We start from the raw sequence: 22,061 nt of genomic DNA, 5'->3' as shown, positions 1-22,061 counted from the left end.
AAGACCACAATGTGGTCTTTATAAGAATGATAAAATTGATTCACGAATCAATTTCGCAGCAAGAATTGAAGTTATACCTGAATGGTCGTAATCTGGTGATACTTCTACTAAGTCCATGCCAACTACATTAAAATCCTTTAAAATATGTATTGCCTCAAGTGCTTCTTTTGAAGTTATACCGCCGGGTTCAGGTGTACCCGTACCAGGTGCAAATGCAGGATCCAAGACATCTATATCCCACGTAATGTAAATAGGATTATATTTAATACCACCAACTATTGTTTTTAAAGGTTCAACAACATCAAACAAAAACATATTTGTATTCTTCCCTGAAAATTCATATTCTTCTTTTATGCCTGAGCGTATACCAAAATGATATATATTTTTATTATTGACAAATTCAGTAGCTTTTCTTAAAACTGTAGCATGAGAATTTTCTTCTCCAAAAAACTTAGTTCTCAAGTCTGTATGTGCATCAAAATGTAGTACAACTAAATCATCACCATATTTTTTGTATACTTCTTTTATAATAGGTGCACTAATAAGATGTTCTCCACCTAAAAATAAAGGCTTTTTCCCATCTTCGACTATTTCTTGTGTCGCTTTGCCTATTATCTCAAGACTTTTTTCAACATTTCCATATGGCAATGTTAAGTCGCCAAAATCATAATATTTCTTGTCTCTTAGGTTTCTGTCTACATAAACGCTGTATTCTTCTAAACCTAAGGATGCAGCTCTTATTGCCTGTGGTCCAAAACGCGTGCCTGGTTTAAAACTAACAGTATAATCCATTGGTGCTCCAACAATAACTATTTCTGATTCATTGTAGTCATTTAAGCTGCTCAAATATTTACTGCTATTTGTATAATTGTCTTTTATAACCAATTATCTATGCCTCCTCAAATATATCTTTTATAAATTTAGGCAAAACAAAACAAGATTTGTGTATTTCAGGCGTATAGTATTTTGTGTTAATTTTAGGTATCATATTCACGTCAATTGCTTCAGGGTCATATTTCTTAGAACCCATTGTAAATGTCCAAAGACTTCCGGGATATGTAGGAATTGTACAAATATATGGTTTTACAATTGGGTATATCTCTTTGAACATTTTGCTTAATTTATTTATCAATTTTCCATATATAAATGGTGATTCTGTCTGTGCAACTATTATTCCATCTTCTTTTAGGCATTCATAAACAGATTTATAAAAATCTATTGTAAATAGTCCTACCGCAGGCCCAATTGGATCGGTGGAATCAACAATAACAACATCAAATTCATTTTTATGTTCTTCTACATACTTTATACCATCACCAATCATAATTTCTACTTTTTCATCATCTAAACCATAACTGATAGATGGCAGATATTTCTTAGAATTTTCGACAACTCTCTCATCAATCTCTGCAAGAACTATTCTTTCTACTGTTTTATGTTTCAATATTTCTTTTATAGCACCACCGTCGCCACCTCCAACGATAAGTACACTTTTAGGATTTTTGTGTGTAAAAAGTGGAACGTGTACTATCATCTCATGATAAACAAATTCGTCATTTTCCGTCGTTTGTAATATTCCATCAAGAACAAGTGTCTTTCCGTAATATTCTGTATCGATTATAGCAAGTTCTTGATAATCTGTTTTTTCAGTATTTAATGTTTTTTTAATTTTAAGCGAGTAATTAATATACTCATTATGATGTTCTGTAAACCATAGTTCCATAAAAATTCCTCCTTATTTTTTAAATAGTTCATTTAAATCAACTAATAAACCATTATCAGTTATTTCAAAACCATTTGAAATATAAAAATCATCATGCGCAGAAAAATCAACATTTGCTTTTTTAATACCGAAATTATATAAATTATTCAATATGACTCTAAGGAGCATTGTCCCATAGCCTTTATTTCTATACTCGGGTAATACTGCATGACCTGTTATTATTGCTGTGTCATTTTTTATATTGACAGATATATAACCAAATGGTTTATCATCTATTGCTGTCATAAAAATATTTTTGTTAACGTCGCAAGGAAATGGAATATTATAAATGTTAGCTATGTTTTTTATATATTCTAAATCTTTGATAGATGCAAATTCTATTTTAAACATAATATACCTCACTGTATTCATAGGTTTTTAAGATATTCAATTTCCTCGGTTTTTAGATACCTCCAATTACCAATCCCAAGTTTACCAAGTTTTAAATCACCTATTTTTATACGTTTTAATGTTATAACTGGATGGCCAATTGCATCACACATTTTTCTTATTTGCCTATTTCGACCTTCATGTATAATAATTTTCACGATTGCGTTATTATCTTCTACCTTCAAAATATCTATTTCGGCTTTTGAGGTAAGTCGATTGTCAATAATCAATCCACTCCGAAATCTTTTAAGTTTATTTGCATCAGGGATATCTTTTATTTTAGCTATATATGTCTTACTGACCTCATGTTTTGGATGTGTTAATCTATATGTAAGTTCTCCATCATTTGTTAACAAAAGAAGCCCCGATGTACTATAATCTAGCCGTCCTACCGGATATATCCTTTCTTTAATATTTATCAAATCGATGACAGACGGCCGTTTAAATTGGTCTCTTACAGTTGTTACATAACCTATCGGTTTGTTTAACATAATATAAATATTCTTTTCTATCTTTTTTACTATTTTATTATTATATTCTACAATGTCTTTATCAGGATTTACTTTAAACCCAAGGTTTTTAATAATTAATCCATTAACTTTTACTAGACCAGCCAATATTAATTGTTCACATTTTCTACGGGATGCAATACCACATTCCGCTAAGTATTTTTGCAATCTTTCCATACTAATCTACACCTATTACAATAATTTATATATTTTATTATAACCCATATTTTATAATATAACATCATTTGATTGTGAAGGCAATATTAGAAGAAAAGCGAGCCTATTTTTAGCTCGCTTACACAAGTTTTTCTTCATAGATTCCTATTAAGTTATCTCTCAATATTCTATCTTTAATAAGGTCGGTGTCCGTAGTATATAATCCTAATGCTTTCATTCTATCAAAATATCCTCCACCTGCAAATGTATATCTATTCTTTAATCCCTCCTTAGTCTCAATACATTCATTTTCATATGCAATAAGGTCACCAGATGCTATATTTCTTGGCAATTCAAGCAATGGCATTCCGAGTGCTAACCTTACACTATTATGTCCAGCAAGGCATCCTGTCGTCATAGCTTCTGTATGGCCTGTAAAGAGTCCCGATTTTTCTCCAGCGCAAAGCAGATTATCTATTCTTTTTACTTTCATTCCGTTATTTCTTGGTGCCATTGATAGATATCTTATAGAATTTGCCTTTCCACCTGAATATGGGTCTTCAAATCTTGCTTTTTCAAGGCCTGGTATTTTTCTCAACTTTTCCAGTGGGTAAAATGGAGTCATTAATTTTGCATGGCCTGTATCAAGCAAAATAACATTATTAGCATATTCAGGTAACGCATATTGTTGACATACTTTTAATTTTAATTTATCCATATTTATATCTTCTTCTGGCACAGGCAAAACAACAACACCATCTTTATTAAGTTTTTCTCTTATTTCATCGCTTAACGAATCTTTATTAAGTTTACATGAACCGCTAAAAGCACCATATACTTCATCAGAGCGCATACCTAATATATCATCAACGCCTGCTCTATAACTTATACTTATTCTTGGGCCAAATGAAGGGCATCTTAATATACACATAGAACAGCCATTGCCATACCTTAAACAATTACCCATAGGTCCTGTTGAGCCTGTAGTTTCAATAAAGACGTCGCCATACTCAATTGTATCATCTGCAAGAAGAATTCCTTTGATTTTACTTTTATTCTCCATCACGACATCTGCAGCCCTTGAAATAAATTTTATTTTTACGCCTTTACTTAAAAGCATATTCCTTATAGCCGGTTCTACTTTTGTTATATCGTATAAATTAGCGTGCTTATGTCCAGGAAAATCTATGTTAGTATGTCTTGCACATTTATCAGTTATATCTATAAGTTCTTGTCCTCCGAGGTATTTTATTTCCTCAGCTGCTGTATATCTGCCATTATTTCTCATAATACCACCGACAAGTCCACAACCTAAAAGCATATCAGTCTTTTCAAGAAGTACTACATCGGCACCAGCCTTTCTGGCAGTCAGTGCTGCCGCACATCCTGCCCATCCACCACCTATAACTACAACTTTAAGCATGTAAAATCCTCCTTTCAATTGCCTTTCTTACATCGAGCTGAACTTTGCAAGATCTTATTTTCTGTCCATCAATCTGTACCTCACAGCTACCGCATATTCCTTCTCCACAGCATATTGTATTATTATTTGATACTGCAAGATATGCATCATTATTAAACATATCTATATAATCAAGGATATTCAAATGTTGTTCATCAGAACCACCGCTATATATTAACTTAATATCATTATCTGCAATCGTATTTTTTAAAAGTTTTTGCCCTTCAATACTCAATAAATCCGTTTCTAGAATATTTAATTTCAAATCAGACAAATTTGAATTGATGAAGTTCTCTCCAATTTTTCCTTTATCAATTATTACAGTAATGTCATTATTATTTTTATGAAGTTTATTAATTACAATAACGCCAGGTGCTTGTGCAATTCCTCTTAAAACAACTAAACATTTAGAGTTTCTAATACCTTTTATATATCTATGCCCCATTAATCCATTCCAATATGGTCCTCGTAAGTATACTTCTCCTTTACATTCATCAATTAAGCGCGTTTTGGGACCGTTGATTTGTATGGCAACCTTTATTATTCCTTTCATTTCATCAGAGTACATAATTGACATTGGAGTATCAAAAAAAGATGGGCTTGAAACTCCCCTCAAAAATACGTATGAGCCAGGTTCATTAAGGTCTCTTGCCATTTTATTTGGTACCGAAAGTGTCAATATCAGTAAACTATCGTTTATTTTTTGTTTATCAATGACATTTGAAAAAATTGTATTTCTTGTTGACTTAGCTTTATTACCTGCCCATACATATTCTTGATATATGCAAACTCCTTTCCAATTGCAATCACAAAATTTTTTCCCCTGTAGTTGCGAACATGTTATACACTCGTTTAACTCAGCTAAATAGCATGGACAATAATCACTACCCGCATCAATGCATTCGAGCCTATTCGCCATTTAATCATCCCCCTTACATAAAAAAGCCTTACATAATCAAAGTATTCTCAAATAAAAAAATAGTTACAAAAAACTCTTAGCAAATTTTGCTAAGAGTTTTCATATTGAAATAAATTTAACCAATTTTTAATTATTGTTTCAAGGTTATACTTATAATCTTTTTCATCAATTGTTTTACCAGAAACTATATCTATGGAACCCATGACGCTGCCATTTAAAACTATACTTGCCCTACCAATTTTTTCTCCTATGCCTACAGGAGCTTTTTTTATTCTCGGTATATCGATATTAACTTTAATATTTAGTACTTCATCATCTGAAACAGGCAATGTAAAATCATCATTATAAAGCAATGGTAGATATTTGCTTTTACCATTTTGAACAATTATAGTTTTAACTATTTGGCCCTTTTTAATTATGTTTAAAGGTTTATATTTTGCAAAAGAATAATCAAGAATATTTTGTGAATCATCCCACATAGGGCCACTATTGAGAACTACAGAAATTAATCTATGCCCATCTCTTGTTGCTGATGAAACAAGGCATCTTCCAGCCTTATTAGTAAATCCTGTTTTAACTCCATCTCCGCCTTCATATTGCCAGAGCATCTTATTTTTATTTCTCAAATATCGCCCATAATCGCGTCCACTCCAAGGTATTGTTTTTTCTTTTGTCGAAACAATTTCAGCAAATTTACTGTAATTATTGAAAGCATACCTTGTAATAAGTGCTAAATCGTAAGCAGTTGTGTAATGGTCTTTTATGCCTATATCAAGACCAGATGGTGTAACAAAATTTGTATTGTATGCACCTATTTCTTTAGCTTTAATGTTCATCATCCGAGCGAAATTTTCTACACTACCACCTATATGTTCTGCTATCGCCGTTGCTGCATCATTTCCCGAATTAAGCATTAGCCCATATAAAAGATTCGACAAAGATATCTTTTCACCTGCTGAAAGCCATATTGACGAACCTCCTACACTTGCAGCTCTTTTGCTTACTGTAACAATATCATTTAAATTTCCGTATTCCAGTGCCAAAAGCAGTGTCATAATTTTTGTAGTACTAGCCATTGGCAATTTTTCGTTAATATTTTTTTCGTATAAAATTCTACCAGAATTTTGATCCATGACAATCGCAGCTTTTGCCGCAACTTGTGGTACCTTTATGTTTTCAGCTTTAATGGTTATAGGGGACATAAGGAAATTAGTTAAAAGTAAATACGTTACTAGCTTTTTCATTTTAGTCCTCCTTAAATGTAAATACCTCACATTATGCCCCGCATTAAATTATTAATCTACATTATTCGTAACAGTTATAGGTGTAGATTTTTTATATGTTTTATTTTTCCCAAATACATTCTGCAGCTCTTCCATTAATTTAGGCGCCAAATCAATTATTCTTTCCACCATAGCATTTTGATTAACAGGTAAAAGTCTAATTTGACCTTGTCCAACCACCATAAAGGCTACGGGTTGCACAGATACTCCTGCACCGCTCCCCCCACCGAAAGGAATTTTCGCTTCTTGATTATCTTGCTGTCCTTGACTTTTATCTTTGTCCTGAGATTTTTGGAATTCTCCTCCGCCAGCAGCGAATCCAAAAGTTACTCTAGAAATCGGTATGATCACCGTCCCGTCTGGTGCTTCTACGGCATCACCTACTATTGTATTTACATCAATCATGTCTTTAAGACTTTCCATTGTTGTTTTCATTAAACCTTCTATCGGATGATCACTCATCCTGATCACCTCCATTTAAAATTCTTTATTAATTTTATACCATTAATTATAATATTACCATATCTAAAATCTAATATGCAATCAAAGCTACTTTCTAACACAGTTTTACCATAATATGGTTTAATACTTATTTGAGGCCTTGCTAAAAATTTAGTATTATAATAAATATGTGTTACCACTGGATATAAAATACCATTGATTAAACCATAAAAAATTGAAGTCAATGCTGCATCATTAAAGCCTTCTGTAATTTCAACATTTAGTTTTCTAAATGTAATTGTCCTTAAAAAATTAATATATGTATTATAAAAATTATCTTTGTTTATATACATTGTGTGTAATATCCTTTTTATATCGTGAAAGCTAAATACTTTATTATTATTTTTTTTATGTATAATCTTAAACAGAGATTTTCTATGTATATTATACTCAATAACTGGTTTCTTATCTTTCATAGTTAAATTTGCAACATCAATTACTAAGTTAAATAATTTAATTCCAAATAAAGTTTTAATAACTATTTCAAGCCTGTCATTTTCATCTACACTTTTATAATACATGTTATACAAACCTATTTTAAAAAAATATAGAACATATACATAAATATCAAATATAAAATTTTTGCCTATACTATTAAATTTGATCTTAATTGTCAATGGTAAAAAATATATCATTATTATAACAAATATAAAAAATGCTATTATGTATAAATAATTCACTAATACACCTTCTTTATTCTATTGTTTTTCATAAATATATAAAAAATACTATGTTACATCATTTAGTGGTGGTAAATCCTTTAAAGAAGGCAAATTAAAATATTTTAGAAAATCATCTGTTGTTGAATATAAAATAGCTCTTCCTGGCCCATTCACTCTACCATTTTCTTTAATTAAGTTGAACTCAAGTAGTGTGTTTAGAGCTTTTTCGCACTTAACACCTCTTATTTTTTCTATATCTATTCTTGTAATTGGTTGATTATATGCTATTATTGAAAGGACTTCGAGTGCAGCCTGTGAAAGTCCCTGTTTTATGTCGAGTCCTAAAGCCTTCTTTATGTAATCTGCATATTTTTCATTTGAACACATTTCAAGAGCATTATTTACCATTATAATATCTATTCCGCGATCATTGTCATTATATAACTTTTTTAATCTCGCATAAGCAGATTTAACATCATCAATAGAAACTCCTAAAACATCACTAAGTGTTTTTAATTTAATTGGACTTCCTGCCGCAAATAAAATCGATTCTACTACACAATCTATATTCATGCTTTCACCTCTGCTGCCTTTTAATAATAATATCGCCAAAAATTTTATTTTGTTCCGCTATAATTTTATTTAATTTTACAAGCTCCAACAAAGCCATAAATGAAACAACTTTTTCTATCTTTTGACAATTTCGTATAAATTCACTAAACTTAATGAAAGGTCGTAAAACTAATTTATCAATAAACTGCTTGATTTTATCTTCTACTGTAAATTTATCTTTTGCATATTTAATCGGCATTATGTTATTATTTAATTTATTAGTTATCTTTAAATATGCACTTTTAAGGTCAGATGCAGTATATTTTAATGACAATGACTTATCTATATACTTTATATCTGGGATTTCTCTAAAAAATCTCATTCCGTATAGATTTAATTTTTTTAACTCATTTGCAAACATTTTATATTTTTTGTACTCCAATAACCTCTCCACGAGCTCTTCTCTTGGATCAGCTTCCTCCATCTCCATCTGTCTACCATCAGCCTGCACTTTTGGCAAAAGCATACTGGACTTAATTTCAAGCAAAGTAGCTGCCATTAATATGAATTCCGTTGTAACATCAAGGTCTAATTCTTGCATAGTATTTAAATATTCCATATATTGATCAAGAACTTTTGCAATAGGAATATCTCTTATATCTATTTCATTTTTCTCAATTAGATGAAACAAAAGGTCGAAAGGACCTTCAAATGTTTCTATCTTTATGTTGTACATTATCCCACCCCAAATGGAATTAAAATAGTCGATATTAATGTGTCGAGACCATACACTAATGGATTCATTATATTGCTAATTACACCAGTAAATAATAACAAAAGCAATGCAATCTGTCCAAATTGTTCATATTGTGAAAATGTATATGCCTGCTTAGGAGGAAGAAGACTCCATAAAACTTTAGAACCGTCAAGTGGTGGTACAGGTATTATGTTAAATACCGCAAAAACTAAATTGTATTTGTATAAGCTATATAAAATAGCACCTAATATAGGAACATTCACGAAAAAATTTAGTAAAATCTTTGTAATTGCTGCTAATAAAACATTTGATAAAGGTCCTGCTAATGACACATAAAGTACACCTTTTCTCCTATCTTTAAAATAATATGGATTTATAGGAACAGGTTTTGCCCAACCAAAATAGATTATAAATAACATCAAAAGTCCTAATGGATCTATATGTGCTAGTGGATTAAGAGTCAACCTACCATTCTGCCTTGGAGTAGGGTCACCTAATTTATCAGCAACAAAACCATGACTATATTCATGAAAACTCATAGCGATTATCAATGCCGGTATTCTTATTAAGTAACTTATAATAAAGTTCATATTGATTCACCTCTTTTTACTTTTTCTACGTATATTTTTAAAAGATTTAATTCATCTTTCTTATCTCTTATTTTACCAGATAACTTGTTATTAAAAATTTTACTGAGAATTATCTTATAAATAGGAGATGGTTTTAGTCCTAATTTCATTATATCATTGCCATCAACTTCAAGCTTTAATAGCATTAATTTTTTTAAATAAATGTCAATAGCTTTTTTAATATCTTCATTTTCCATTATATATAAAGCTTTTAAAATCTCTATTCTCTTGTCTTTAAATATATTGTAGATTAAAATATTATCATTTTTTACTAATTTTAATCTTCCTCTTAATTCTATTAGACAATTTAGTGAGTTGGAAAATTCGCTTTTAAGATTATACCTTTCACATATATAATTTAAGCCTGCTTTGTCAATGTAGTAAAACATCAATATAAATCTATATAACAAAAGATTACCATCATCAATTAAAGTATTTAAACTTCTTGAATTTATCTTAATTTCTTTAAATATTTCTTTATCAATTGAATAAAATTTCATTTTTTCAATGATAGTCTCAGGTTCGTTTTCAAGTAATATCAAATATATTTCATTCATAATTCTATCAGACGATATATTATTAATGTAACCATCAGCAATAGATTGTATCATCAATCTTTCGGTATTTGGCTCTATTTTAAAGTTTAACCTGCCACTATATCTTAAAGCTCTAAATATGCGAGTCGGATCATCAATGAAGCTCATATTATGGACAACTCTAATTACTTTTTTATTTATATCGTCGATACCATTATATAAATCTAATAATTTATTATTTGCTATGTCAAATGCCAACATGTTTATAGTGAAATCCCTTCTTTTTATGTCTTCTGTTATGTCGGCAAACTCTACCTTTGGCAATGCTCCAGGATGAATATAATATTCCTTCCTAGCTGACACGATATCTATTAGATATTCATCCGTTTTTATTGATGCAGTTTTAAAATCAGGATGTAGTTCTAATGCACCTTTTAAAAATTTATTTAACTCAGAAGCAAATTGAATTCCATCACCCTCAACGGTAACATCTATATCATTACTCTCTACATTTAAAATCTTGTCTCTTATGTATCCTCCGACAATATATGATTTAACATTCATATCAGCCGAAATTTTCTTAAGTAAATCTAATATATACTTTTTTATATAAAACCCTACCCTTCAAACGATTATCAGTTTAAAATATTATACCATATTTCAACAAAAAAATAAGCATAATCTTTTCAATTATGCTTTTAAAATTTAATAATTTATTTTTTAGTTTTAGGTGTAAATATAATCGAAAATAAGTAACCAAAAAATACTGCTGCAGCAATACCACCAGCAGTTGCTGTTAGTCCACCTGTAAAAGCACCTGTAATACCATCTTTTTTTACCGCTTTTATTGCACCTTGCGCTAATGAATTACCGAAACCAAGAATTGGGATTGTAGCACCTGCGCCACCTATATCAATTAATTTTTTATAAATGCCAATTCCGCCTAATATAGCACCAAGTGTAACATATAAGACTAAAATACGTCCAGGTGTTAATTTTGTCTTATCTATCAATATTTGTGCTATAACACAGATTATACCGCCAACAATAAAGGCCCTTATATAATCCATTTTTATCTTCCTCCTAAATATGTCCTGTAATTGTAACAGCATGTGCTATGCCTGGAATGGATTCTCCTTGCTGTGCGCTAGTTGGTGATAATAATGCACCTGTTGCTACAAATAAAATTCTATTGTAAATTCCATTATTAATTTGATTTAAAAGCCATCCATTTAAGACCACCGCTGAGCAACCCGCACCACTGCCACCTGAGTGAACATCCTGTGTTTCATCAAATATTTCAATACCACAGTCTTTATATTTGCTTTCAATATCATAGCCTTCCTTTGTAAGTAATTCCATTAATATGTTTTTACCAACTCTTGCCATATCTCCAGTAATTATTAAGTCATAATCATTTATAGTAAATCCCGTATCTTTAAAATGTGCTATTATCGTATCGGCCGCAGCAGGGGCCATTGCAGCTCCCATATTGTTTGCATCCTTTATTCCTAGGTCTACTACTTTACCTGTTGTTACATGTGTAATATAAGGACCATTTCCCGTAGAACTTAATAAAGATGAGCCCGAGCCCGTTACTGTCCATTGTGATGTAAATGGCCTTTGGATGCCTTGTTCCAATGGAAACCTGTATTGCCTTTCGGCTGTTGAAAAATGGCTTGCGGTTGTAGCAATTACATAGTCGGCATATCCCCCATCTATAAGCATTGAGCCTATTGAAAGCCCCTCTGCCATCGTAGAACATGCACCATATAAACCAAATGTTGGTACATTAAATTGCCTTGCAGCAAAGCTTGAAGTAATAATTTGATTTAATAGGTCGCCGCCAATTAAATAATCTATATCTGTAATATTTAGATTTGCTTTTTTTAAAGCGAGATTCACAGAATCCTGAAACATTTTGCATTCTGCTTTTTCCCAACTTTTTTCTCCATAAGTATCATCTGTTAAAATCATATCAAAATAATCTTTCAAAGGACCTTGTCCCTCTTTAGGGCCTACTATTGTCCCTGATGATAATATTGTAGGTGGGTTCACAAATTTAACTGTTTGTGATCCAATTCTTTTTAGAGCCATATTTTATCACCTTTCATTTAAGAAAATAATAAATTATTCCTACAAGAATTGATGTGCCAACCCCATAAACTATTACAGGTCCCGCTATATTAAACATTCTTGAGGCAACGCCAAATACATATCCTTCTCTTTTAAATTCCATTGCTGGTGATACAATAGAATTAGCAAAACCTGTTATAGGTACAACTGAACCTGCACCAGCGAATCTCCCAAGGTCATCATAAACACCAATGCCTGTAAAGAATGCACCTAAAAAAACCATTAATATAGCAACTGGTGTGCCTGCTTGTTCAGGCTTCATTCCATGTGATACAAATAGATTTTGAAATATCTGTCCGATATCACATATTAGACCGCCAACAATAAAAGCCCAAATCATATTTTTTAATAACGTAGGTTTTGGTTCGTATTTTTGTGCTATATCTTTATATTCTTGCTGTTTTTTTATATCTTTTTCCATAATAAAACCTCCATTATTGGTGCACCAAATCTGGTGCACCAAATTTATCTTTCAACTCTAAATGCAATCTGCAAATTTGCTTTGTATTCGACTATTTTACCGTCTTTGACATTAGCTGTTTGATTCATTACTTCGATACCCGAAATATTATCAACTGTTTTTGATGCTTCTGCAACCGCATTTTGAATGGCATCATCCCAACTTTTTGTTGAATCTCCTACAACATTTAATATTTTTACTACAGCCATTTTAATTCCTCCTTTATATAAACCAATTTTGCACTATCTGGTATTTTTTTTGCTGTATTAAATTTTAAAAAATATACGCCAATAAGCATTAAAGAAACAATAGTTATAACGATCAACATTTTTTTCATTAGTACCACCTCAGTACAATTATATTATGTGAAATTCTCATATTTTAATTCAAAAGGTGTAGCAATTGCTACACCTCCAAAAGTTTTTCTTTTAGCTTTTTTAATACCTTTTTCTCTATTCTGGATACTTGTACTTGTGAAATTTCAAGAATTTTTGCAACTTCTGTCTGTGTCATATCTTTAAAATATCTTAGAACTATTATTTGTCTTTCACGTGCATTTAACTTCTCAAGTATCATCCTTAATGCAAGTTTATCTTCAATTTCATATTCATCTTCCTCAGTTCCTATTTTTTCAATTAAAAGCATACTATCATCATCATTATGTTGCGAATTATCATATAAATATTCTGTTGCAGTGGTCGATTCAAAAGCCATTGCAATTTCCTCTGCGGTGGCATTAAGCTTCATTGCAATTTCCTGTATAGATGGTTCCCTATTTAACTCTTTTTCTAACTTTTCTTTTACATAATATGCTTTGTTTGATAATTCTTTCAAAGAACGACTAACCTTTATAAGTCCATCATCTCTTAAAAATCTTTTTATTTCACCTAAAATAATTGGAACTGCATATGTAGATAACTTAACATTATATGATTCATCAAATTTGTTTATAGCTTTAACAAAGCCTATACAACCAATTTGATAAAGGTCTTCCGCTTCATATCCTCGATTGGAAAATTTTTTAACAATACTCCATATGAGCCCACTATTTTCTTTTAATAATTTCTCAAGTGCTAATTTATCATTGTTTTTGGACCTTTTAATAAGATCATTGACGTCTTCATTCCTTTCATAGTCTCTATCAATCATGACAGCACCTCATTTGTGGGAATTAATATATTTAACCATTTTAACGGTTGTACCCTTACCAGGAGTTGATTCAACTTTAAGCTCATCCATAAAAGTTTGCATAACAGTAAATCCCATACCAGATCTGTCTTCATCAGGCTTAGTTGTAAATAAAGGTTCCATTGCTTTGTTTACATCTTCTATACCAACTCCATTATCTATAACTTCTATTGATAATTTATTGCCTTCGATATCTGCTTTTAAAGTAATATAATCTATTTTATTCTCATATCCGTGTATTATACAATTTGTCACAGCTTCTGATACAGCAGTTTTAATATCAGCAATTTCTTCAATTGTAGGATCTAGCTGTGCCGCGAAAGCCGCAACTACTGTTCTTGCGAAGGATTCATTTTGTGATTTGCTTAAAAATTTTAATTCCATTTTATTAGAGAAATCCATTTTTATCCCCCTTATAAGTTATTTATTGCGTCATCAATTTTATCATAACAATTTATAACTCTTAAAATGCCAGATAACTCTATGACTTTTAACAATTGTGAATTTGCCCCTACAATTGCAAGCGTACCATTATTTTCTTTAGCCATTTTGTACCTGCCAAGTATCATGCCTATACCAGAACTATCCATAAAATTTAGGTGTTTAAAATCCAAAATAATATTTTTATATCCTTTCTGATATTCATTATTAATGGACTCCTTAAACATATCTGAAGTATGATGGTCAAGTTCTCCTTTAACCTTAACTATTAAAGTGTCATTTTGTTTTTTAAAATCTATGCTCATTTTCATCCCTCCATTGTATATATTCTACACATAAATTCAAATTCCTCCTTTTATGTTATTATTTTCTACTAATAATTTAAAAAAAATACTAAAAACTCATAGAGTTTTTAGTATTTTTTTTAAATTATTTTGAAAGCCATGTTTTATAGATCTTAGAAAAATTATTAATTATATTCGATTTTTTAATATCTTTTGTTGAAAATAAATCAATTGTTTTTATCAAATTATTACCATCATATATTTTTATTGTGCCAAGCTTCATACCTTTTTTAATCGGTGCTTCAACGTATTTATTTAATTCTATTCTTTGCTTTATATTTTTACTTTCGCCTTTTTTCAGTAAAATATATTCATCATCCTTTGATACAGCATTTATACAATTTTGATTTCCCTTTAACACTTTTACTGTCCCATAGGTCTTTTCCAGTTCAGCTACTTTTTTTGTTTCATAGTTCGCAAATCCATAGTCAAGAAGCTTAGAAGCTTCTTTAAAACGTGTATTTGAATCAGGTGCTCCAAATACAACTGCTATAAATCTAGAATCACCCCTTTTAGCTGTCGCCGATAGACAAAATAATGCTTCAGATGTTGATCCGGTCTTTATACCGTCTGCGCCTTGATATCTCCATAAGAGCTTATTTGTATTTGCTAAGCTGAATTTTCCACCTCTAACGGAGTCAATTTTATCTTCCAAATATTTAAATATTCCTTTATGTTTAACAAGTTCTCTTGAAATTAAAGCTGTATCATATACAGTTGTATAGTGGCCTTCTTCTGGTAAACCAGAAGCATTTTTAAAGCTCGTATTTTTAGCACCAAGTTCTTTAGCTCTTTTATTCATTTCTTCTACAAATTTTTCTTCGCTACCTGAAATATACTCTGCTAATGCAACAGATGAATCATTAGCAGAATTCATTGCAACAGATTTTAATAGATCATCTACTGTCATTTCCTCTCCGACTTCCAAATATATCTGTGTTCCACCCATATCAAAAGCGTGCTCGCTTGTAACTACTTTATCATTTGGCTTTATTTTTCCCGAATCCAAAGCTTCCATTACAAGAAGCATTGTCATTACCTTTGTAACGCTTGCTGGAGGTAATTCTTTATGACTATCTTTTTCATACAATACTTTTCCGGTACTCGCATCTATAAGAATAGCTGACTTCGACTTAAGGTCAAAATTGTCTGCATAACCATAATTTTCAGTAAGCAATGTGATTAATAATGTAAATATTAAAATAATTGGTATTATTCTTTTTAGCATTGTGATCCCTCCTCTTAAAATTATTTTTTCTCAAGAAGGGATTATTATTCTTTTATTTTAAGCGCGTGGATGTGCTTTATTATATACCTCTTTTATTTTCGACTTTGAAATAAGTGTAATCAATTCATTTGAATTCATTGCTTTATATCCAAGCATTTCCTGAACACTTCTTATATCAGCACCATTTTCTAACATATGCTGTGCAAAAGATTTCCTCAATATGCTCGGTGTAATGGCAAAACCTGGATTAATAATATTTGTATACTCTTTTATTATTTTCCAGCAGCCTTGCCTTGTAAGTGAATCACCTCTTAAATTTAAAAAAAGGTGGTGTTTGTTTTTTATGTTTTTTCTAATAGAAATATAATTTTTAAGTGCATCTAAAGCATGTGTACCAATTGGTATAACTCTTTCTTTTATGTTTTTGCAATGCACATAGCCATAGTTTAAATTAACATCATCAATATTTAGTGAAATTAGTTCAGATACCCTTAAGCCAGTAGCATATAAAACCTCTATTATAGCTCTGTCTCTTATACCTTTTTCATTTTTTTCAAATTCAAACGACAAAAGTTTATCAACCTGTTCAACAGACAAAGTAACAGGTTTTTTTCGTTCTATTTTAGGAGCATCAAGGGTATATGCTGGTTCTTCATCAATAAGTCTTTTCAAGAAAAGAAATTGATAAAAAGACTTGATCGATGAAAGATGTCTGGAAATAGTTGCTTGTGACCTATTTTGTTGCTTTAAAAGATTCATATAATTAATAATAGTGACTTTTTTAACATCATCATAATTAAGCCTGTTTTTTTCTAAATAATCAATAAATTGTTCAATATCTCTTTTATATGAATCTATTGTATTATTACTTAACTTTTTTTCTTGATAGAGAAATTCAATAAAAGCTTGTACAATGTTTATCATCAACATTACCCCTAAAATTATTCATATAAATAAATATTCAACAAAACTTTTAATTTTCCTTCATAATTATTTAATTATATCTTTTAAAAAATACAATATACTTGGTGTTATATATGATTCAATTACTCCTCCGAGTATCATAACTGCAAAAGCAGTATAAATAATAAGAGTATATGTGATAAATTGTGAAAAAAGGTCACTTACACTAAATCTGCGATTTTTCAATATATACAATGAAAAATTAATACATGTTACAGCTATAAAAAATATTGAAATTAAAATCAACATATTTTGTGGCAAGATTGCAGCAATTGTAAAAATAATACCCTTGAATCTTAATTCACTGATTAAAAATCCAATTGAAAATCCAAGCAAAAACCCTCTTACACCTATGACAAAAAATATAAAAGGTATTCCAATAATTGTTGCTCCAAGCAACCATAAAATAAAAGTAGTTTCAAAACTGTTTAAAACTGATTGCTTAAAAACTTGAATCGGATTTAAGTTTGTATGTCCAAAAATGTCATAAAAATTATTTATATATTTCATCATATTTTCTTTCTGTATGTCGTTAATGGTATTTATAGTAAAAGCTCCGGATGCTATGCCTATCATAAAAGACATTATAATTATAATATATAATATTGAATTATCTCTTATATGTTTTGAAATCTTATCTTTTAAAATTTTCAAGGCATTGCCCTCCTCTTACGCTTAAACCTATATTTAAATTTATGCGCAATTAAGGGGCAATATGATTGTTTTAAATTATTTTCCCGTAGTTTCCACCACCTCCTACTTTTAATTTTACTTTACCATATCTTGCATTGAAAATATTTGATGCTAAATTTTCACCAATAGTATTTTTTAATATTTCATATGGTGCTTCATGTAAAACATATATTTCAGTACCAACTTCATTTAAAAGTTTCTCCATCGTTTTAGGTCCAATACCAGGAATAAATTCCAATGGTATTTGATAGATATACTCAGGCCTAAACATGGGATGTATTGTATTTTGATCTTTTATTTCTGTTATGCGATCCTTAACACCAAATACTATATTTTGACTATTACAAAATATACACTTATATACAGGTGGTACATCTTGTGATACTCTATTACAATCAAGGCAAAATGTCCTATGATATTTGCCAAGTGAAGGATTAAGGCCATAATTCTTTACTATATTATTTTTTGAATTTGTGCCCAATGAAGCTTTTATATTTTCAAAATCTGGTTTATCAATATTAAATATATTGAATTCTCTTCCGATTTTTTGTAGGGAATGTGCATCAGAATTACTCAAAAAAATTTTATCACCTAATTCACTAATTTCATCCGCCATATCTGTATCAGAACTTAGTCCAAGTTCAATAGCCTTTATATCATTAAAGTATTCTTTAAAAACAAAACTTAATCTATTAGTTGTGCTTCCGTAATAACTTTTAAATGGTGTAAAGACATGTGCCGGTACAACAAATCCTCCTAGGTCATTTACTATTTTATAAACTTCTATGCTATTTAATTTGCATCTTTGACTGCTTAAATTTATATTTTTTATATATTTTGAAATAGTATTAGAAAAAGCTCTCATTGATTTTAAATCTTTCAAAAAGCATAATATATGCGGTGATCCCTTTAATTCTCCACCAATTTCAATTTCACTGGCTAGCATTAATACAACTTTGTTTTTATATAATAACCCTCCACCTTCCAATGGCTCCAATAAATTTGATTTTATCATATCTTCAAATTCATTTAAAATTTCGGGTACTGCACAATCAACAATACCAACAATATCTATGCCTTTTTTTGTACACTTTTCTAATATATTAAGTGGTGTTAATTGTGCTGACGCTGTTATTTTTACAGGTCTACCGCTTTTAGTCCTACCAATGTGCACATGGAGGTCAGCATTAAAATACATAAATAATACCTCATTTCATATTGATGTAATATAAAATAGCGATTAATGACTTGGCATCTTCTATTTCGCCATTCATTACCATATTTTTTATTTCATCTAATCCATATTCATATACTTCAAGAAATTCGTCATCATCTCTATGGGGTTCGCCTTTTTCTATTTCTAACGCGAGATATAAATGCAAGATTTCGGTAGAAAAACCAGGTGAAGGATAGAATGAAAATATATGTTTTAAATTATTTGCTATATATCCTGTCTCTTCCATCAATTCTCTTTTAGCACATACTTCAGGCGATTCACCAGGATCAAGTTTTCCTGCCGGTATCTCTAACATTATTTTTTCTGCAGGCTTTCTGTATTGTTTTACCATGAGTATTTTCCCATTTTTATTTACTGCTAAGATCGAAACCCCACCAGGATGTTCGACAATTTCTCTTTTCGCAGTTTTTCCATCTGGCAGTACTACATTATCAATTCTCAAATTAATAATTTTCCCATTAAAAATTTTATCAGAGTTCTTTGTTACCTCGGTTAAATTCATTTAATATACATTCCTTTCTCAATGAATAATTTTTACGATAATAACATAATATAGAATATCAAGGAGGTGATTCCCATGATTATATATAGCAATAAAATATACTTCAAAGGTAAGTTTCATGATTTAATAAAGATACTTAATGAACTTTCTTTAAGGTATAAAACAATGGGAGAATTAATTTATACAAAATAAACTGTTACAGTAAATAGCAGCCGCACCACAAGTATTGAAAAATTCTGGTTCATCATAAATATTTCTTCCCATTGTTGTTAAATTAATATCTCTATAACCTGAGAGTATTTCTTTTGTTATTGATGCATCAATAAAAAACTTATTATATCTTTCAAAAACAGAATTATTGTAAATCTGTTTTTCAATGATTGAATACTTATCATCCTCCATTTTAGGAAATACTATATTGCAATTACTATTTAATAATTCTAAAACTGTAATTGTATGATGGCTTATACCTAGATGCCTTTCTCTTTTGTCATTAAAGCTTATTCTGGGTATTAAGATAGGATTTCCTCCTAATTTATTAATTGCATCTATTATTTGCGCTTGGTCAACACCGGAAAAACCATATTTTGTTCCCGTCCCAACTATCCCCGGGCCCATTGCTATTATAGCTGCATCACATTTTGAAATTTCCCTTGCACATATGAGTGATGTATATATATTAACTGTTTCATAATCACCACCAAAAGCATGACCCATAGTAATTGTACTATCTATAAATTTCTCCTTTTTTAAAAAGTTTACGGCGTTGCTGAACTGCATTGGTATACAAGCGGAATCTGTCATTATGTATGCTAATTTTATTGATGGTCTTAGTTTTTTTAATACGATTGAAAAAGGTGCTACCATGCTATGAAGCTCACCTACTATTACAGGCATACCATTTAAAGTTTTAAAATTATTAAAAACATCATGGTAAGGACTATCTTGTTCTTCTACAGTCATAACATTAATTTGCATAGGAGTATATCTTAATTTCATTATATGGCCCTTATCAAGTAAATTAAAACTGTCATACTTCGTATTTAAAATAACGAAATCATATCCACCTGTACCTAGATTTAGTTTCCTCGCGGTTTGATTTAGATATACCATATCGCCAGATTCTATATCACCTGTAATGTAATTATAATTTACAGCCTTTGTCATAACACCATCAACATCAACCTCGATAAAACATATACCGTCACGTTTAGAAATAATGTTTTTCACAATTCCCTTATTTATTATTATCATTTTAATTCTTTTCACGTCCTCTACCTAACATATCCAAACAATTTAGAACCTTATTTCCTTCTATTATCTTTGTTAGAGAATACTTTTCCGTTATAATATGTATCAATACTAATAATATAAGCAAAATTAATCTTATATTAAAATTAAATATCAAAACACTTGAAATTCCGAGCGTAATACCAAGGATATTAGAACCCGTATCGCCTAACATAATTTTTGCTTTTAAATCAATTGGCAAAAATGCAATTGATGCGCCTAAAACTATAACTAAAAATAATGGGTTGCCTTTACCTATTATTAAGAAGATAACGGATAATAATAAAAATACTTTACCTGCCCTACCCGGTCTTAAATCAAGTAAATTTAAAAAATTTGTAAATAAAGCTATTATAAATGTATTTACAAATACATCGTATATATTCTTGCTTATATTTATGCTTATGTACAATGACGCCATAAATCCTGTTATGGCTTTTAAAGCACCGGTAGTAAGTCTCATATGCAACAATGATTTAATATGGCCCATAAGACCAGTAACGGTTCTATCACCAAGCAAATCATCTATTAAGCCTACATATGACATTAAAATAATAGAAAGCAAATATAGAGGCATTTTATTTTCTTGGTAGCCAATGAGATTTATAATTAAATTAGTTGAAAAAATTGTAGGGATAAATGCAATGCCCCCGCATACTGGTATTGGCACTTTTTTATAATTTGATTTCAAACATACATCTTTATTTAATATTTGAATTATGAATTTCTGAATTATTATCATTAATAAAAATGAGATTGCAAAAGCAAATGATGATGACATATCTTCACCTGCCCTTTGTAAAAGCTTTATTTAAAAGAACCTTTAAAATATCAACAAATTGTTTACCCCTATGCATAAAACCTTTTAAATCCCTCAAAGTCACTGAATGTGACATATTTACATCAACTTCTTTTATCTTATAACCCATATTTAAAATATCAATTGTCATTCCAACTTCAATTCCATAGCCATTATAGAATTTTCTTATTTTGTCAAGAACCTCTTTTTTAAAAACTCTTTGCCCAGATAATGTTGAATCAAATTCATAACCCGTTAGGGATTTTACACCTTTTTTTGCAAGGCCCTTTACAAGTCCAAAACCTGACTTTACATTGACCTTAGGAAATCTTGCTACCGTTACATCTGCTTCATTATTTAATACAGGTAATATTAATTTTTCAATTTCTCTCGAAGTTAACCCAATATCGGCATCGAGAAAAGCAATTATATCATTTTTTGCATATTTTAGTCCTTCTTTTAAGGCACTACCCTTACCTGAATTATTTTTCATATTAACAATTTTAGCACCGGTTTTTTTTGCTTTTTCCGCTGTATCGTCAGTTGATCCATCATTTATAACAATAATTTCATCAATTACTTCAATATTTTCCATTCCTTTTATTGTATCTACAATTCTATCGCCTTCATTGTAGGCTGGTATTAAAACACTAACAGACATT

Annotated in this window: 29 protein-coding genes; all 29 read right to left on the bottom strand. The window is 30.2% G+C overall.

Features of this window, described 5'->3' with window-relative positions:
- Positions 1-18: 18 nt before the first annotated feature.
- The 29 genes from speB to CPG45_RS15480 all read right to left on the bottom strand — a co-directional run bounded on the left by speB (position 19) and on the right by CPG45_RS15480 (position 22,060).
- Positions 19-885: an agmatinase gene (gene speB / locus CPG45_RS15615; protein ID WP_096233043.1), complete on the bottom strand. Its 867-nt coding sequence runs from the start codon at positions 883-885 to the stop codon at positions 19-21.
- A gap of 4 nt (positions 886-889) precedes the next feature.
- Positions 890-1,723, bottom strand: coding sequence for a polyamine aminopropyltransferase (gene speE, locus CPG45_RS15610; RefSeq protein ID WP_096233041.1), 834 nt, complete (start codon positions 1,721-1,723; stop codon positions 890-892).
- Positions 1,724-1,735: 12 nt separating this feature from the next.
- Complete coding sequence (locus CPG45_RS15605) at positions 1,736-2,113, bottom strand: GNAT family N-acetyltransferase (RefSeq protein WP_096233039.1); 378 nt, start codon at positions 2,111-2,113, stop codon at positions 1,736-1,738.
- A gap of 17 nt (positions 2,114-2,130) precedes the next feature.
- Positions 2,131-2,838 (bottom strand): pseudouridine synthase, encoded by a 708-nt coding sequence (locus CPG45_RS15600; protein ID WP_096233037.1) that lies wholly within the window; start codon positions 2,836-2,838, stop codon positions 2,131-2,133.
- Positions 2,839-2,956: 118 nt separating this feature from the next.
- Positions 2,957-4,240, bottom strand: coding sequence for an FAD-dependent oxidoreductase (locus tag CPG45_RS15595; RefSeq protein ID WP_096233035.1), 1,284 nt, complete (start codon positions 4,238-4,240; stop codon positions 2,957-2,959).
- Complete coding sequence (locus tag CPG45_RS15590) at positions 4,233-5,198, bottom strand: sulfide/dihydroorotate dehydrogenase-like FAD/NAD-binding protein (RefSeq protein ID WP_096233033.1); 966 nt, start codon at positions 5,196-5,198, stop codon at positions 4,233-4,235. Before CPG45_RS15590 ends, CPG45_RS15595 begins: the two co-directional genes overlap by 8 nt.
- Before the next feature lie 89 nt (positions 5,199-5,287).
- A complete protein-coding gene (locus CPG45_RS15585) occupies positions 5,288-6,442 on the bottom strand; it encodes a D-alanyl-D-alanine carboxypeptidase family protein (protein ID WP_096233031.1) in 1,155 nt (384 codons plus the stop codon).
- A gap of 51 nt (positions 6,443-6,493) precedes the next feature.
- Entirely contained in the window at positions 6,494-6,943 is a 450-nt protein-coding gene (ytfJ, locus tag CPG45_RS15580; protein ID WP_096233029.1) for a GerW family sporulation protein, read from the bottom strand.
- Positions 6,944-6,948: 5 nt separating this feature from the next.
- Positions 6,949-7,662 carry a DUF2953 domain-containing protein gene (locus CPG45_RS15575; protein ID WP_231968866.1) on the bottom strand — a complete coding sequence of 238 codons (714 nt, stop codon included), beginning with the start codon at positions 7,660-7,662 and terminating at the stop codon, positions 6,949-6,951.
- A 48-nt stretch (positions 7,663-7,710) separates the two neighbouring features.
- Positions 7,711-8,217, bottom strand: a complete 507-nt coding sequence (scpB, locus tag CPG45_RS15570; RefSeq protein WP_096233027.1) for an SMC-Scp complex subunit ScpB — start codon at positions 8,215-8,217, stop codon at positions 7,711-7,713.
- Between the two features lie 4 nt (positions 8,218-8,221).
- Positions 8,222-8,932, bottom strand: coding sequence for a segregation and condensation protein A (locus CPG45_RS15565; protein WP_096233025.1), 711 nt, complete (start codon positions 8,930-8,932; stop codon positions 8,222-8,224).
- Positions 8,932-9,543: a site-2 protease family protein gene (locus CPG45_RS15560; RefSeq protein WP_096233023.1), complete on the bottom strand. Its 612-nt coding sequence runs from the start codon at positions 9,541-9,543 to the stop codon at positions 8,932-8,934. The genes CPG45_RS15565 and CPG45_RS15560 overlap by 1 nt, the downstream gene beginning before the upstream one ends.
- Positions 9,540-10,682, bottom strand: a complete 1,143-nt coding sequence (locus tag CPG45_RS15555; RefSeq protein WP_231968863.1) for a CCA tRNA nucleotidyltransferase — start codon at positions 10,680-10,682, stop codon at positions 9,540-9,542. Before CPG45_RS15555 ends, CPG45_RS15560 begins: the two co-directional genes overlap by 4 nt.
- Before the next feature lie 149 nt (positions 10,683-10,831).
- The gene (gene spoVAE / locus CPG45_RS15550; protein ID WP_096233019.1) at positions 10,832-11,188 is read right to left on the bottom strand and encodes a stage V sporulation protein AE; all 357 of its coding nucleotides are present in this window, start codon (positions 11,186-11,188) and stop codon (positions 10,832-10,834) included.
- Between the two features lie 13 nt (positions 11,189-11,201).
- Positions 11,202-12,215 carry a stage V sporulation protein AD gene (gene spoVAD / locus CPG45_RS15545; RefSeq protein ID WP_096233017.1) on the bottom strand — a complete coding sequence of 338 codons (1,014 nt, stop codon included), beginning with the start codon at positions 12,213-12,215 and terminating at the stop codon, positions 11,202-11,204.
- A 13-nt stretch (positions 12,216-12,228) separates the two neighbouring features.
- A complete protein-coding gene (spoVAC, locus tag CPG45_RS15540; RefSeq protein ID WP_096233015.1) occupies positions 12,229-12,675 on the bottom strand; it encodes a stage V sporulation protein AC in 447 nt (148 codons plus the stop codon).
- Positions 12,676-12,719: 44 nt separating this feature from the next.
- Positions 12,720-12,923, bottom strand: a complete 204-nt coding sequence (locus CPG45_RS15535) for a dodecin family protein (RefSeq protein ID WP_096233013.1) — start codon at positions 12,921-12,923, stop codon at positions 12,720-12,722.
- Positions 12,914-13,051: a hypothetical protein gene (locus CPG45_RS16970; RefSeq protein ID WP_157732431.1), complete on the bottom strand. Its 138-nt coding sequence runs from the start codon at positions 13,049-13,051 to the stop codon at positions 12,914-12,916. Before CPG45_RS16970 ends, CPG45_RS15535 begins: the two co-directional genes overlap by 10 nt.
- 68 nt (positions 13,052-13,119) lie before the next feature.
- Positions 13,120-13,863 (bottom strand): RNA polymerase sporulation sigma factor SigF, encoded by a 744-nt coding sequence (gene sigF / locus CPG45_RS15530; protein ID WP_096233011.1) that lies wholly within the window; start codon positions 13,861-13,863, stop codon positions 13,120-13,122.
- 9 nt (positions 13,864-13,872) lie between these two features.
- Positions 13,873-14,304 carry an anti-sigma F factor gene (gene spoIIAB / locus CPG45_RS15525; protein ID WP_096233009.1) on the bottom strand — a complete coding sequence of 144 codons (432 nt, stop codon included), beginning with the start codon at positions 14,302-14,304 and terminating at the stop codon, positions 13,873-13,875.
- Positions 14,305-14,315: 11 nt separating this feature from the next.
- A complete protein-coding gene (gene spoIIAA / locus CPG45_RS15520; protein ID WP_096233007.1) occupies positions 14,316-14,648 on the bottom strand; it encodes an anti-sigma F factor antagonist in 333 nt (110 codons plus the stop codon).
- Between the two features lie 124 nt (positions 14,649-14,772).
- Positions 14,773-15,915, bottom strand: a complete 1,143-nt coding sequence (locus CPG45_RS15515; RefSeq protein WP_096233005.1) for a D-alanyl-D-alanine carboxypeptidase family protein — start codon at positions 15,913-15,915, stop codon at positions 14,773-14,775.
- A gap of 57 nt (positions 15,916-15,972) precedes the next feature.
- Positions 15,973-16,842 carry a site-specific tyrosine recombinase gene (locus CPG45_RS15510; RefSeq protein WP_172856599.1) on the bottom strand — a complete coding sequence of 290 codons (870 nt, stop codon included), beginning with the start codon at positions 16,840-16,842 and terminating at the stop codon, positions 15,973-15,975.
- Between the two features lie 63 nt (positions 16,843-16,905).
- A complete protein-coding gene (spoIIM, locus tag CPG45_RS15505) occupies positions 16,906-17,532 on the bottom strand; it encodes a stage II sporulation protein M (RefSeq protein ID WP_096233001.1) in 627 nt (208 codons plus the stop codon).
- A 70-nt stretch (positions 17,533-17,602) separates the two neighbouring features.
- On the bottom strand, positions 17,603-18,769 hold the full coding sequence (locus CPG45_RS15500; protein ID WP_096232999.1) for an endonuclease Q family protein: 1,167 nt from the start codon (positions 18,767-18,769) through the stop codon (positions 17,603-17,605).
- Positions 18,770-18,779: 10 nt separating this feature from the next.
- Complete coding sequence (locus CPG45_RS15495) at positions 18,780-19,310, bottom strand: NUDIX hydrolase (RefSeq protein ID WP_096232997.1); 531 nt, start codon at positions 19,308-19,310, stop codon at positions 18,780-18,782.
- A 174-nt stretch (positions 19,311-19,484) separates the two neighbouring features.
- Positions 19,485-20,564, bottom strand: coding sequence for a DUF3866 family protein (locus CPG45_RS15490; RefSeq protein ID WP_096233665.1), 1,080 nt, complete (start codon positions 20,562-20,564; stop codon positions 19,485-19,487).
- Between the two features lies 1 nt (position 20,565).
- On the bottom strand, positions 20,566-21,381 hold the full coding sequence (locus tag CPG45_RS15485; protein ID WP_096232995.1) for an MraY family glycosyltransferase: 816 nt from the start codon (positions 21,379-21,381) through the stop codon (positions 20,566-20,568).
- Between the two features lie 4 nt (positions 21,382-21,385).
- Positions 21,386-22,060: a glycosyltransferase family 2 protein gene (locus CPG45_RS15480; protein ID WP_096232993.1), complete on the bottom strand. Its 675-nt coding sequence runs from the start codon at positions 22,058-22,060 to the stop codon at positions 21,386-21,388.
- Between the last annotated feature and the right edge of the window lies 1 nt (position 22,061).

This window comes from Thermoanaerobacterium sp. RBIITD (assembly GCF_900205865.1).
GTDB lineage: Bacteria > Bacillota > Thermoanaerobacteria > Thermoanaerobacterales > Thermoanaerobacteraceae > Thermoanaerobacterium.
This window is presented reverse-complemented; position numbering and strand designations above follow the sequence as displayed.